The sequence below is a fragment of the Microbaculum mangrovi genome (assembly GCF_051390635.1).
Taxonomy (GTDB): domain Bacteria; phylum Pseudomonadota; class Alphaproteobacteria; order Rhizobiales; family Tepidamorphaceae; genus Microbaculum.
Genome location: NZ_JBPODT010000002.1, coordinates 240,300 through 254,532 on the forward strand (window position 1 = coordinate 240,300; position 14,233 = coordinate 254,532).

General features: G+C 64.9%; 9 protein-coding genes. 7 read left to right on the forward strand and 2 right to left on the reverse strand.

Annotation, left to right across the window (positions count from 1 at the left end; genetic code table 11):
• Window positions 1–231: 231 nt before the first annotated feature.
• The 3 genes from ACSF9G_RS07565 to ACSF9G_RS07575 all read left to right on the forward strand — a co-directional run bounded on the left by ACSF9G_RS07565 (window position 232) and on the right by ACSF9G_RS07575 (window position 3,707).
• Window positions 232–1,782: a trimethylamine methyltransferase family protein gene (locus ACSF9G_RS07565; RefSeq protein ID WP_436640115.1), complete on the forward strand. Its 1,551-nt coding sequence runs from the start codon at window positions 232–234 to the stop codon at window positions 1,780–1,782.
• 327 nt (window positions 1,783–2,109) lie between these two features.
• Window positions 2,110–2,844, forward strand: coding sequence for a hypothetical protein (locus ACSF9G_RS07570; protein WP_436640117.1), 735 nt, complete (start codon window positions 2,110–2,112; stop codon window positions 2,842–2,844).
• Window positions 2,845–2,942: 98 nt separating this feature from the next.
• Window positions 2,943–3,707 (forward strand): DUF8692 domain-containing protein, encoded by a 765-nt coding sequence (locus ACSF9G_RS07575; RefSeq protein ID WP_436640121.1) that lies wholly within the window; start codon window positions 2,943–2,945, stop codon window positions 3,705–3,707.
• Window positions 3,708–3,714: 7 nt separating this feature from the next.
• Here ACSF9G_RS07575 and ACSF9G_RS07580 read toward each other — a convergent pair whose 3' ends face one another.
• Complete coding sequence (locus tag ACSF9G_RS07580; protein ID WP_436640129.1) at window positions 3,715–6,153, reverse strand: GcvT family protein; 2,439 nt, start codon at window positions 6,151–6,153, stop codon at window positions 3,715–3,717.
• A gap of 131 nt (window positions 6,154–6,284) precedes the next feature.
• The gene (locus ACSF9G_RS07585) at window positions 6,285–7,850 is read right to left on the reverse strand and encodes a trimethylamine methyltransferase family protein (protein WP_436640131.1); all 1,566 of its coding nucleotides are present in this window, start codon (window positions 7,848–7,850) and stop codon (window positions 6,285–6,287) included.
• A gap of 317 nt (window positions 7,851–8,167) precedes the next feature.
• On the opposite strand from ACSF9G_RS07585, the gene ACSF9G_RS07590 reads away from it, so the two are divergent.
• The 4 genes from ACSF9G_RS07590 to ACSF9G_RS07605 all read left to right on the forward strand — a co-directional run bounded on the left by ACSF9G_RS07590 (window position 8,168) and on the right by ACSF9G_RS07605 (window position 14,087).
• Window positions 8,168–9,859, forward strand: a complete 1,692-nt coding sequence (locus ACSF9G_RS07590) for an ABC transporter substrate-binding protein (protein ID WP_436640133.1) — start codon at window positions 8,168–8,170, stop codon at window positions 9,857–9,859.
• A 128-nt stretch (window positions 9,860–9,987) separates the two neighbouring features.
• Window positions 9,988–10,938, forward strand: a complete 951-nt coding sequence (locus ACSF9G_RS07595) for an ABC transporter permease (protein ID WP_436640135.1) — start codon at window positions 9,988–9,990, stop codon at window positions 10,936–10,938.
• A gap of 13 nt (window positions 10,939–10,951) precedes the next feature.
• Window positions 10,952–11,977 (forward strand): ABC transporter permease, encoded by a 1,026-nt coding sequence (locus tag ACSF9G_RS07600; RefSeq protein ID WP_436640137.1) that lies wholly within the window; start codon window positions 10,952–10,954, stop codon window positions 11,975–11,977.
• A gap of 13 nt (window positions 11,978–11,990) precedes the next feature.
• Window positions 11,991–14,087 carry an ABC transporter ATP-binding protein gene (locus ACSF9G_RS07605; protein WP_436640138.1) on the forward strand — a complete coding sequence of 699 codons (2,097 nt, stop codon included), beginning with the start codon at window positions 11,991–11,993 and terminating at the stop codon, window positions 14,085–14,087.
• Window positions 14,088–14,233: the final 146 nt, after the last annotated feature.

Consider the following 14,233-nt stretch of genomic DNA (forward strand, 5'->3'; position numbering starts at 1 on the left):
GCCTAGGGCTGCCTGCCCAGGAAGGCCGGCTTAGGGGCTGCCGAGTAAGCGACGGCGCCTACCGCCCCGTCAGTCCTCCGGCCGCATTCTCCTGCACCCTTGCTACGCGCCGATGTTCCCGGCGCGTCGCGCGTATGCCGCTGCCGGGATAAGGCCGGCGGGCGCGGCGCGTTAGCATTTCCTCAGAGCACGGTCAGGCCGGCGCACGGCGCCGAAGGCACGAGGGTTCCCATGAGCGACGTCCGGGATGAGCAGCGCGGCCGCCGGCGCGGTGGCGGCGCCGAGGCGCGGCGCGAGCGCCGTCGAGGCGGCGGCCAGCAATCGCTGCGCTACATCACCCGCAAGGTGCCCCTCTACGAGATCCTGAACGAGGAGGGACTGGCGCTGATCGAGGCCAACGCCGACACGGTGCTGGAAGAGATCGGCATCGAGTTCCGCGACGACGCGGAGGCGCTGGCGCTGTGGAAGGCGGCTGGCGCCGATGTCAGCGGCGCGCGCGTCCGCTTCCCCAGGGGGCTTTGCCGCGAACTGATCAAGACCGCCCCGCCGGTCTTCACCCAGGCCGCACGCAATCCGGAACGCTCGGTGCAGATCGGCGGCGACGCGACCGTGTTCGCCCCCGTCTACGGCCCGCCCTTCATCCGCAACCTCGACGAGGGCCGCCGCTACGCGACCATCGAGGACTTCCGCAATTTCGTGAAGCTGGCCTATGTGGCCCCGGCGATCCACCATTCCGGCGGCACCGTGTGCGAGCCGGTCGACCTGCCGGTCAACAAGCGGCATCTGGATATGGTCTACGCCCATATCCGCTACTCGGATAAGCCGTTCATGGGCTCGGTGACCCATCCCGAACGCGCCGCCGACTCCGTCGCCATGGCCAGGCTCGTCTTCGGCGACGACTTCGTCGACAGCAACTGCGTCCTGATCAATCTGATCAACGCCAACTCGCCGATGGTGTTCGACGAGACCATGCTCGGCGCGCTCAAGGTCTATGCCCGCGCCGGCCAGGCGACGATCGTCACGCCCTTCATCCTCGCCGGCGCCATGTCGCCGGTGACGGTGGCCGGAACGCTGACCCAGGTCCTGGCCGAGGTGCTGGCCGGCGCCGCCTTCACCCAACTCGTGCGCACGGGCGCCCCCGTCGTGTTCGGCTGTTTCGCCTCGTCGATCTCGATGCAGTCGGGCGCGCCCACCTTCGGCACGCCGGAGCCCTCGCTGGTCTCCTTCGGCGCGGCCCAGCTCGCCCGCCGCCTCGGCCTGCCGTTCCGCACCGGCGGCAGCCTGTGCGGCTCCAAGATCGCCGACGCGCAGGCCGCCTACGAGAGCGCCAACACGCTGAACGCGACGGTGCTCGCCGGCACCAACTTCGTCCTGCATGCCGCCGGCTGGCTCGAAGGCGGGCTGGCGGCGGGCTACGAGAAGTTCGTCATGGACTGCGATCAGATCGCCATGCAGCAGCGCGTCTGCGAGGGCGTCGATCTGTCCGAGAACGGCCAGGCGATGGACGCCATCCGCGAGGTCGGGCCGGGCAGCCACTATCTCGGCTGCGCCCACACCCAGGCCAATTTCGAAACCGCCTTCTATCGCTCGACCATCGCCGACAACAATTCCTTCGAGCAGTGGCAGGCCGAGGGCGAGAAGCGCGCCGACGAACGCGCCAACGCGCTGTGGAAGGCGTGGCTTGCCGACTACGAGGCGCCGGCGCTGGACGAAGGCGTGGACGAGGCGCTGCAGGCCTTCATCGCCAAGAAGAAGGAATCGATGCCCGACGCGTTCGCGTGAGCGGGGGTGGCGGGGCTTCCCGCCCCAAGCACGGCGTCCCCTGACGCACCGCCGCATGGGGCCCGGATCAAGTCCGGGACACGCGAGCCTGCTTGAGGCACGGCCGTCGTCAGACAGCAAACCGTGTGCCCCGGACTTGATCCGGGGCCCAGACGAACGCCGCACGAACTCAGGACGGGTGTTGGATTGCCCGAATCCACCCCACCCGTTCATTCCCGCGAAAGCGGGAAGCGCGCGGGGAGAAGCGGCGGCCTTTGGGCCGGAGGGCATTTCCTACCCCGCAGTCCTGCCCGGACTTGTTCCGGGCACCCATCGCCACTATCGCTGATGGCAGTGTTCATCGATTGCCGGGACTGGTCCGGCCATGACAGCCAGTGGTTACGTGTGACCCCGCTATACGCCAACCTCTCCGAAGCCGTCGCCGCCCACGGCCTCGCCCTGCGTGGCGGGTTCCATCCCGCGCCGGAGGACGCGAGTCCGGACGCGGGCGAGGGGCGGGCGACCCGGACCCTCGTCCTCGTCGGCAATGTCGGCCCGGACCTGTGGCCGCATTTCGCCCCGCAGGACGATGGCGGCCGCGACGCGCTCGACCGCTGGACGCGGGCGACCATGAAACCGATCGCCGACCGGTTCGCGGCGCGCTGCATCTTCCCCTTCGATACGCCGCCGCTGCCGTTCCAGCGCTGGGCCATGCGGGCGGAGCCTGTGCGGCCTTCGCCGCTCGGCATCCTCATGCATCCCGATCACGGCCTCTGGCATGCCTATCGCGCCGCGCTGCTGTTCGCCGAGGCGATCGATCTGCCGTCGCCCGACGCGCGGCCGATCCCCTGCGATACCTGCGCGGACAAGCCGTGCCTGTCGGCCTGTCCGGTCGGCGCGTTTTCGGGGAAGGGCTATTACGTGCCCGCCTGCGCGGGCTATCTGGCGTCGCCCGAAGGCATCGGCTGCACGACGGGCGGCTGCCGGGCGCGCGATGCCTGTCCGGTTGCCGCCGACCGCCGCTACGCGCCCGACCAGATCCGCTTCCACATGGCCGCCTTCAAGCGGGCGGTTTGCGGATAAGGCCCTGAATGAGATAAGGCCCTGAATTAATTGTTTTATAATTGGCGCTACATACACCGAGGCGTTGGTTTTTATCCGATGCCGAAGTGGGGGGCTCTTTGAGAAATTCGGTCAGTGACGCCGCGAGCCTGCCGCTCACGGTCGGGGCAGACGGCGCCGGCCACCCTTACCCGGCCGCCGCCAGCGTGAATATCCCACATGTCATCTCGGCAATCCGGGTCGCCGCCGTGCTGGTGGTCCTGCTGGGCGTGTTCAGGGAGTTCTTCGTATACGGCTACGGAGAGGAAACGTTCTTCAAGGAGATGCGGCAACTCGATCTGGACGACGAGGCCAATGTGCCGACGTGGTTCAGCAGTGTCTTGATGTTCGTTATTTCGGTGTCGGCGTTTCTTATCTATCGCGGGTTCAAGGGCGGCGGGACGATATTGAGGCTGAGTTGGGCGGGCATTTCCGTCGTGTTCCTGGCTCTGTCGATCGAGGAGGTCGCCAGTTTCCACGAGGCTCTGATGGTGCCCCTGCGACTGATGCTCGGGGCAAGTGGCGTGTTCCATTACGCCTGGGTTGTCCCCGCCTTCTTCCTCGTGGCGATCTTTGTCCTGCTGTCCGTTCCGTTCCTGATCCGGACACCGCTCCGATATCGGGTCTTGTTCGTCGTCGCCGGCGCGATCTACGTCGCCGGCGCGATGGGCTTCGAAATGATCGGCGGGCTGGTTGCGTCGAGCGTCGGCGAAGACGTCTACTACTACGGCTTCATCACGGTGGTTGAGGAAGCGATGGAAATCGCCGGTCTGACGATTTTCGCGGGCGCCGTGCTCGAGTACTTCGCCGCCGGCGGTGCCAGGATTGAGCTGATCAGGAGCTGAGCGGGGCTCACCCACGCATCCTCAGCCCCTCCGGGTCGAACAACGGTTCGGGCTGGATCGTCGCCGGCCGGCGCTCACCGATGATCTCGATCTCGAACGCGCCGTTGCCGTCAGATGCGCCGTTGGCGAGCCCGGCCGGGATGTAGCCCTGCGCCAGCGAGGCGTCGACGAAGTGGCCGTAGCCGCCCGACGTCACCCAGCCGACGACCGCGCCGTCGTGCCAGATCGGCTCGTCACCGATCACGTCGGCATCGTCGACGTCGACCACGAAGGTCACCCGCTTCAGCGTCGGCGCGTCCTTTTCCTTCGCCGCCCGCTCGCGGCCGATGAAGTCGTTCTTGGAAAGGTCGACGAAGCGTTCGAGGCCGGCCTCGAACGGGCCGTAGATCGGCCGAAGCTCGCGGAACCAGGTCGGGAAGTTCTTTTCAAGCCGCATCGACAGGAGCGCGCGCATGCCGAAATTGACGATACCGTGCGTTGCGCCGGCCGCCATGATCGTCTGGTAGAGTCGCCGCTCGTATTCGGGTGCAACCCAGATCTCATAGCCCAAGTCGCCGGTATAGGTGATGCGGCCGACCATGGTGGGCACCGCGGCGAGATCCATCTCGCGGAAGGCCATGAACGGGAACGCCTTGGAGGTAATGTCCTCGTCGGTGAGCACGGCAAGCACGTCGCGCGCCTTCGGCCCGGCGATCGACAGGCCGACCAGCCCCATGCCGAGCGCCTCGATCGCCACCGAACCGTCCGTCGGCAGGTGCTGCTCGAACCAGCGCATGTGATAGACCTGCGCCTGGCTCGATCCGAACATCATGAAGCGCTCGTCCGACAGCTTGGCGATGGTGAAGTCGCCGATCAGCTTGCCGTTTTCGTTGAGCATCGGGGTCAGCACGATGCGGCCGGTGCGGGGCATCCTGTTGGTCATCAGACCCGACAGCCAGGCTTCCGCGCCCGGTCCGGTGATCTCGTACTTGGCGAAGTTGGCGATCTCCGTAACGCCCACACCCTGGCGCACCGCCATGACCTCGGCCTTCACGTGCTCGAAGTCGTTGGAGCGGCGGAACGAGACGATGTCCCTCGGCTCGACACCCTCCGGCGCGAACCACAAGGGCGTCTCCAGTCCCCAGGAATCGCCCATCACCGCGCCCTGGGCGCGCAGGGTGTCGTAGAGCGCGGTGGTCTGGACGGGCCGCGCGGCGGGCAGCTCCTCGTTCGGGAAGCGGATCGAGAAGCGGCGCGAATAGTTCTCCTGCACCTTGGCGTTGGTGTAGCCCAGCGTCGCCCAGTCGCCGAAGCGGGCGACATCCATCGCCCAGACGTCGAAGCCCGGATCGCCGTCGACCATCCAGTTCGACAGGGCGAGGCCGACGCCGCCGCCCTGGCTGAAGCCGGCCATCACCGCGCAGGCGCACCAGAAGTTCCTCAGGCCCCGGACCGGTCCGACCAGAGGGTTGCCGTCGGGCGCGAAGGTGAAGGGGCCGTTGATGATCTGCTTGATGCCGGCGTGCTCGAAAGCGGGGAAATGGGAGAAGCCCACTTCCAGCGACGGCGCGATGCGTTCAAGGTCGGGCACAAGCAGTTCCTGGCCGAATTCCCAAGGCGCCTGGCGCGGCGACCACGGCCGGCAGGCTTTCTCGTAGGTGCCCATCAGCATGCCGCCGCGTTCCTGGCGGATGTAGATCTCGCCCTCGAAATCGATGGCGTGGACGACTTCCTTGCCGGTGACCTGGTTGATCTCGGCGACCTCGGGCATGTCCTCGGTCAGGACGTACATGTGTTCCATGGCGAGCACAGGCAGCTCGAGGCCGACCATCCGGCCGACCTCGCGCGCCCACAGGCCGCCGCAATTGACCACGTGCTCTGCATGGATCGTGCCCTGATCGGTGACCACGGTCCACGTGCCGTCCGGGTTCTGGGTGAGATCGGTAACGCGGTTGCGCAGCACGATCTCGGCGCCGCCGATGCGCGCCGACTTGGCGTAGGCATGCGTCGTGCCGGACGGATCGAGATGGCCCTCGATCGGGTCCCAAAGCGCGCCGACGAAGTGCGACTCGTCGATCAGCGGCAGAAGGTCCTTCGCCTCTTTCGGCGAGATGATGTCGAGCTCCATGCCGAGATAGCGGCCGCGCGCCTTCGCCATCTTCAGCCATTCCAGCCGCTCGGTATTGCCGGCGAGCTGCAGGCCGCCCGTCAGGTGCAGGCCGCAGGACTGACCGGAAATCTCCTCGATCTCCTTGTACAGGCCGATCGTGTAGGCCTGCAGCTTGGCGACGTTCGGATCGCCGTTCAGCGTGTGGAAGCCGCCGGCGGCATGCCAGGTCGAGCCCGAGGTCAGTTCCGATCGCTCGATCAGCACTACGTCTTTCCAGCCGGCCTTGGTGAGGTGGTACAGGACGCTGCACCCGACGACGCCGCCGCCGATCACGACGGCCTGTGCGTGGCTTTTCATCCTCTCGCGGTCCTTCTCGATTGGGGAAGCCCGTTGTTTGTCGTAGCCGGTCCCGGCCTCACGCCGAGATCGATCGCGATGCAGCGGCTCGGCATGGAAACGTCCGTCATGGCGAGACCCCGAAACCCGGCCTAGTAGTCCGTCGGCGCGCCGCCTTCGGCGATGCGTCGCGCGACGAAAGCGTCGATCTCTTCCGCGATCGCGGGATCGAGCGGCGGCGGCTCATACTGGGCGAGGACTTCTTTCCAAAGCCGGTTGGCCTTGTCGTACGCGGTCGGCCTGCCGGCCTCCGACCAGGTCTCGTAGTTGCGCCAATCCGACAGGAGCGGCGCGTAGAAGGCGTCACGATAGCGCGCCTGGGTATGCGGCGTGCCGAAAAAGTGACCGCCTGGCCCCACGTCGCGGATGGCTTCGAGCGCCAGCGTATCCGTGTCGACGACGATCGGCTCGAGATACTCTGCGACCATCTGCAACAGGTCGACGTCGAGAATGAGCTTCTCGTAGGACACGGTCAGGCCGCCTTCCATCCAGCCGGCTGCGTGCTTGATGAGATTGCCCCCGCCCATGATCGCGCCCCACAGCGAGAACACGGACTCGTAGGCCGCCTGTGCGTCGAGGGTGTTGGCCGCGCAGGTATTGGAGGTCCGGTAGGGCAGGTTGTAGCGGCGCGCGAGCTGGCCGCCGACATTGGCCGCCTTCATGTATTCCGGCGTGCCGAAGGCCGGCGCGCCCGATTTCATGTCCACGTTCGAGGTGAACCCGCCATAGACGACCGGCGCGCCCGGACGCACGAGCTGGGTGAAGGCGATGCCCGCCAGCGCCTCGGCGTTCTGCTGGGCCAGCGCACCGGCGAGCGTGACCGGGGCCATCGCGCCGGCGAGCGTGAAGGGGGTGACCACGATTACCTGGTTGCGGCTCGACATCTCGATGATGCCCTGCAGCATTGGCGTATCGAGCCGCAGCGGCGACGACGAATTGATGATCGAAAGCAGTGAGGGCTCTCGTTGCAGCCTCTCTTCGGAAATGCCGCGCGCGATGCGCGCGATCTCGATGCCGTCGCGGTTGCGTTCCTTGCCGAGCGAGTAGACGTGGAAGATCTTGTCGGTCAGCGTCGCGAAGTCGCGCAGGCATTCCAGATGCCGGATCGAGGCGTGCAGGTCGACCGGCTCCACCGGATAGCCGCCGGTCAGATGGATGATGTTGAAACTCTGGGCGAGTTTCACGAGGTTGCGGAAGTCCTGGTGGGTGCCCGGCCGCCGTCCGCGGTCCATGTCGGAGCAGTTCGGCGCGCTGGCCATTTGCGCGAAGGCGACCCAGTTGCCGCCCAAGCGGACGTTGTGCGCCGGATTGCGCGCGTGCATCGTGAATTCCGGCGGGCAGGTCTTCAGCGCCTCCATGATCAGGCTGCGGTCGATACGCACACGGTCGGAGCCCGGATCGACGTCGGCTCCGGCGCGCTTCAGGATCGCCTTGGCCTCCTCGTGCATGAAATCGATGCCGATCTCCTCGAGGATGGTCAGTGACGCATTGTGAATATCCTCCAGTTCGTCGGCGCTCACGATTTCGATTGGCCGGTAGGTCATCCGGGGCTGGCGGAACGGCGTCTGCTCGAAGCCGCGCGACTGTCCGGCGCGCCGGCTGCGCCCGGTGCGACGGTGGCTCCTTTCCGGTCCATCCGCCAGAATTCCGGTATCCATGGTCAACGTGCTCCGCATCGGCCATCTGGTCCGTAGGCGCTACGCTGCAGTGATTTTGCCGCCTAGCCAAGCGGTTCGGCGGATCGCCACCGGGGGACGTCGCGGAAGCGTCCGGACAGGTCGCAATCGGAGTATTTATTCTGCGCGCGCTATTGCCGAGAGGGCGGGGCTACATGTTAGGCTTGTCCAGCCTTGTTTCAGAACAAGCCACGCTCGGCCGGGACCACGAACCGAACGCCCGCCGCGGAGTCCCTACATAAATGCGCGGAGAGCGGGATCGCCGGACGCGAGGGTCGGCAATAATTGGGAGTTTTTATATGACGAAAAGCGACAAGCCGCGCCGCCTGCACCCGAAGGTGCGGGAGGCCAGGGATCTCATGGGCCGCGGTCGTATGGACCGCCGCGAATTCGTACGAGTCGCGGCGCTGCTCGGGGTATCCGCCACCGCCGCCTATGCCATGGGCGGCGTCACGCCGTCCTTTGCCCAGCAGGGTGACCTGCCGTTCCCGCAGGACGATTCCAACGCCAAGGATGGCGGCATTCTCCGTGTCGCCATGCAGGTGCAGAAGATGGAAGACCCGGCGACCTATTCGTGGGTCGAGATGTCGAACCAGACCCGGCATATGCTGGAACACCTGACCTTCACCACGCCGGATAACGTGACCCAGCCGATGCTCGCCGAGAGCTGGGAAGCGTCGGACGACCTGAAGACCTGGACGTTCAAGCTGCGCAAGGGCATCAAGTGGCACAACGGCGACGATTTCACCGCCGACGACGTCATCTTCAACATGACCCGCTGGATGGACCCGGACGTGGGGTCCTCCAACATCGGCCTGTCCACCTTCGCCTCCATGGTCGAGGAGAAGGACGGCAAGAAGCAGATGCTTCCCGGCGCCCTTGAGAAGGTCGACGACTACACGGTCCGCCTCAACCTGTCGAAGCCGGTGCTGTCGGTGCCGGAAGACCTCTACAACTATCCGACCGCCATCGTGCACCGTAGTTTCAAGCCGCCGCTTTCCGACAATCCGATCGGAACCGGCGCCTACACCATGACCAACCTCAAGGTCGGCGAGCGCTGCGAACTGAAGCGCGTCACGGAAACGGCCGACGGCAAGCCGTTCGAATACTGGGGCGGAAAGGTCTATCTCGACGAAATCCACTATTACAATTTCGACGAGGACAACCAGCTGACGGCCTTCGCGTCCGGTGACGTCGACGCCATCTACGAGTTCGGCATCGAACAGTTCGAGCTCGCCGAGGCGCTGGACGGAGAGATCATCGAGGCGCGCACGGCGCAGACCCTGTGCTGCCGCATGCGGGTCACCGAAAAGCCCTTCGATAACGAGAAGCTGCGCCAGGCGGTCATCGCGGCGACCGACAATTCGGTCTATCGCGACCTGGTCTTCCAGGGACGCGGCGATATCGGCGAGAACCACCACGTGTCGCCGATTCATCCCGAGTACTACGAGCTTCCCGGGCTCAAGCGCGACGTGGCGAAAGCCAAGCAGCTGCTGACGGAAGCGGGATATCCGGACGGCATCGAGCTGACCATCGACGTCGGCAACACCGATGGTCCCTGGCACCAGACGGTCACCGAGATCATGCGTGACCAGCTGAAGGACGCCGGCATCACGCTGAACATCAACGTCATGCCCCCCTCCAAGTACTGGGAGATCTGGGACAAGACGCCGTTCGGCGCCACCGCCTGGACGCACCGTCCGCTGGGAACCATGGTGCTGTCGCTCGGCTACCGGAGCGGCGTGCCGTGGAACGAGACCGCGTTCGCAAGCGAGGAGTTCGACAACGCGTTGAATGACGCCGAGGCGATCCTCGACACCGAAGAGCGCCGCGAGAAGATGAAGAAGGTGGAGCAGATCCTGCAGGACGCCGCCGTCATGGTGCAGCCCATCTGGCGCCCGGTCTTCACGATCGCGGCGAAGAAGGTGCACGGCTATCCGCCGCACCCGACGCAGTATCACCAGTTCAACAAGGTCTGGCTGGAAAGCTGATTTGAACTGTGGCCGCCGCGCCCGCCGACAGGCGGGCGCGGTATTCCCGCCGCGAAAGAACCGACGGTAGTCGGGGGCAATTCCCCCGGAAGACGGCGTCGCGGGGGAATATGAGGGGACGGCATACAATGCTCAATTTGATTTTCCGCCGTTTGGGGCAAATGGTCCTGATCATGGCGGTCGTTTCATTCGTTCTGTTTCTTGTATTCGATAGTGACAAATTCAAAAAACAGATTGCCGTCAACGAATTAGGCGGTTTCGGCGTACAGGCGCTGACCGAACAGGAATACCAGGACTGGCTCACCTCAAAGGGCCTCAACGTCCCCTTCTACGAGCGCTATGCCGACTGGGTGGCCGACGTCTTGCGGGGCGATTTCGGATTTTCGTTCGAGAAGAACACCGCGGTCGGACCGCTCCTCGCCGAGCGTCTGGTAGCCACCGGAATACTCGGCTTCTGGGTGTTCGCGCTGATGATCCCCATCGCGCTGATAACCGGCGTTGTCGCGGGGATGAAGGAGGGGTCGTTCCAGGACCGGGCGGTTTCCTTCATATCGGTTTTCACCACATCGATACCCGAGATCGCGACGGCGATCTTTCTCACCGTCATTTTCGCCCTGGGCCTCGGGTGGCTCCCGACCAAGTCGGCGATGACCCAGGGGTTCGACTGGACCCAGCTGGTTCTGCCGGTGATGACCCTCGTGCTGTACGACTTCGGCTACGTTGCCCGGATGACGCGGGCCTCCATGGCCGAGGTGATGACGTCCCAGTACATCCGCACGGCGATCCTGAAAGGCATCCCCTACAGCCGCGTCATCCTGCGCCACGCCTTGCGCAATGCGCTGATAGCGCCGTTCACGGTGATCGTCCTGCAGCTCAACTGGCTGTTGTCGGGCGTCGTCGTGGTCGAGGTGTTCTTCCAGTACAACGGCTTCGGCAAGATGCTGCTCGATGCCGCCTTGTTCGGTGACATCTATGTCATCCAGGCGGGCACGCTCGCGGCGGTCTTCGTCGCCGTGTTCTCGCAGATCATTTCGGACGTGGGCTACACGCTGCTCAATCCGCGTATCAGGTTCAGTTGAGGAGACGCGATCGATGAGCGCGACAGCAGAAAGCCCCGTGGCTACCCCGTCGATCCTGGCCCGGCTCACGCAACCCAAGCCGGTGATCGTGCTGATCCTGCTGATGTGGGTGCCGCTGATCGTCTACGTGATGTTCGGTCAGATGATCGGGTCGTCCAGTCGTGTCGTCCTGCTCCCCGCCATCCCCGCGACGATGCTGCTATATGTGCTCGCAGTGCGGGCCTGGTGGGAAGCGAAGATCGCGGTGATCGGCGCCACCCTGGTGTTTTTCTGGCTCTTTATGGCGGTCACCGCGCCGTATCTGCCGCTGATCGACCCCAACCAGCCGATCGCCCCGTTCACGCTTCCGTTCACCGAGAAGAAGGACATCTTCTTCTGGCTGGGAACGGACTACAAAGGGCGCGACATGCTCTCGCGCGCCATCTGGGGCTGCCAGCGGGTGATCGTCTGGGGCGTCACCGCGACCCTCGTCGCCTATGTCGTCGGCACCGCGTTCGGCCTGCTCGCGGGCTATCTCGCCGGCTGGTGGGACGAGATCATCTCGTTCATCGCCAACATCCTGCTGTCGTTCCCGGTGATGGTGCTGTTCATCCTGATCCTGAACTATCTCGGGCAATCGGGCTTCAACATCGTCATCGCCGTCACCTTCGCTTCGGCGCCGGCGATCATGCGCATCGTTCGCGGCCTCGCCCTCGACATCAAATCGCGGGACTATGTCTATGCTGCCCAGACCCGAGGCGAGCATCCGATCTGGATCATGGTGGTCGAGCTCCTGCCCAACGTGCGCGGGCCGATCATCGTCGATGCCTGCCTGCGCCTCGGCTACACCACGGTCGCCATCACCACGCTGACCTTCCTGGGGCTGGGCCTCCAGCCGCCGGATCCCGATTGGGGCCTGATGATCAAGGAGGCGGCCAATACCGCGATGATCTTCAAGTTCTCGTATATGCTCATCATTCCGGCGCTTTCGGTGTCGACGCTGATCCTCGGCTTCAATCTGATGGCCGACGGTCTGCGCGAAATGAGCCTGCGCGACTGAGGAGGGCGCAACCATGACCGATCAGACGCCGGTTCTCGAATGCCGCAACCTGTCGATTTCCTATTTCACCCGCGCCGGTGAAATCCCGGCGGTCGTCGACTTCAATCTCACGTTGATGCCGGGCGAGGCGCACGGCATCGTTGGCGAGTCGGGGTGCGGCAAGTCGACGGTCGCGTTGGCGATCATGCAGTATCTCGGCCAGAACGGCCGGATTGTCGGCGGCGAGTTGCTGTTCAACGGACGCGACATGCGCGCCATGAGCGAGGAAGAGCTTCGCAATCTGCGCGGCTCCCGGATCGCGATGGTCTATCAGGAACCGATGGCCTCGCTGAATCCGGCGATGAAGATCGGCGAGCAACTGGCCGAGGTCCCGATTTATCACGACGGCGTTTCGAGCCAGGTCGCTCGGGACCGCGCCGAGGAGATGCTGGCCAACGTCAACGTGCCGGATCCCGCGCGGATCATGGCTTCCTATCCGCACCAGGTTTCCGGCGGTCAGCAGCAGCGCGTGGTCATCGCCATGGCATTGCTGTCGAATCCCGAGCTTCTGTTGCTCGACGAGCCGACCACGGCGCTGGACGTGACCGTCGAGGCCGGGATCGTCGAGCTGATCAAGGATATCTCGGCGAAGTTCGGTACGTCGATGATCTACATCTCGCACAACCTCGGGCTGATACTCGAGACGTGCGACCGCATCACGGTCATGTATTCGGGCGAGGCGGTCGAGGTCGGCGACATCGAGACCGTCTTCAACAACATGCGCCATCCCTATACGCGCGGCCTGTTCGCTTCGATCCCGCTGCCCGGCGCCGACAAGAACGCCCACCCGCTCGTCGCCATCCCCGGCCAGTTGCCGTTGCCGCATCAGCGGCCGACCGGCTGCTACTTCGGTCCGCGCTGCCAGTTCTTCGAGGGCGGACGCTGCGATCTCGGCCTGATCCCGATGGAAAAGGTCGATACCGGTACCGAGCACTTCGTGCGCTGCGTGCGTTGGCAGGAGATCGACTGGGACGCCACCAAGCCGAAGGCCGACGAGCGTCCGCCGGTGGAGCCGGGCGATGTGGTGCTGAAGGTCGAGGATCTGACCAAGCACTACGAGATCGAGGATTCCGCCCTTTTCGTCTTCGGCGCCGGCGAGACCAAGACCGTCAAGGCGAACGAGGAGCTCAGTTTCGAGGCCCGCGAGGCGGAGACCGTGGCGATCGTCGGCGAGTCCGGCTGCGGCAAGTCGACCTTCGCGAAGGTGCTTATGGGGCTCGAGGAAGCGACCGACGGTGGCGTGCTCCTCGGCAACCTGGACCTGGCCAACCTGCCCGTCGAGAAGCGCAAGGCACAGACGATCGCCAAGCTGCAGATGGTCTTCCAGAACCCGTTCGACACGCTCAATCCCAGTCACACGGTCGGCGGCCAGATCGCCCGTGTCATCAAGAAATTCGGTGTCGAGACCGACAAGGGAAAGATCCAGGAGCGGGTCTACGAGCTTCTCGATATCGTCAAGCTGCCGCGCGATTTCGCCAAGCGGCGGCCGCGTCAGCTATCCGGCGGACAGAAGCAGCGCGTCGGCATCGCCCGCGCCTTCGCCGGCAATCCGGAGGTGGTGATCGCCGACGAGCCGGTCTCCGCGCTCGACGTGTCGGTCCAGGCCGCGGTCACCGAGCTTCTGATGGACATCCAGCGCGATCATCGCACCACGCTCCTGTTCATCAGCCACGACTTGTCGGTGGTGCGTTATCTCGCCGACCGCATCGTCGTGATGTATCTCGGCCAGATCATGGAGCAGGGCACCACCGATCAGATCTTCGCGCCGCCCTATCATCCTTATACCGAGGCGTTGCTCTCGGCCGTGCCGATTGCCGACACGCATATCGAGAAACGCAAGGTGCTGCTGACCGGCGAGCTTCCATCGCCGTCCAATCCGCCGAAGGGCTGTCCGTTCTGCACGCGCTGTCCCTATGTCATCGAGGGCCTGTGCGACAAGCGCAAGCCACCGAACAGGCGCATGGCCGACGGTCACTACATCTTCTGCCACCTCGACGAGGTGACGCTCAACGACATGGAGCCGGTGATCAAGGTCGCCGAAGCGGAAAAGGACGAACCGGCTCCCGCCTGATCCGCCCGCCTGATCCGCCCGCCTGAACCTTCCGCCGTCGGGCAATGCGGTGGCCGTCGCATTTCCGCGCATTTTCCGTCGCGAAACCGGTGCGCGCGGCGTCTCGGTCATCGTAGGTTTGGTGCGATAGGCTCTTGAAAACGGGC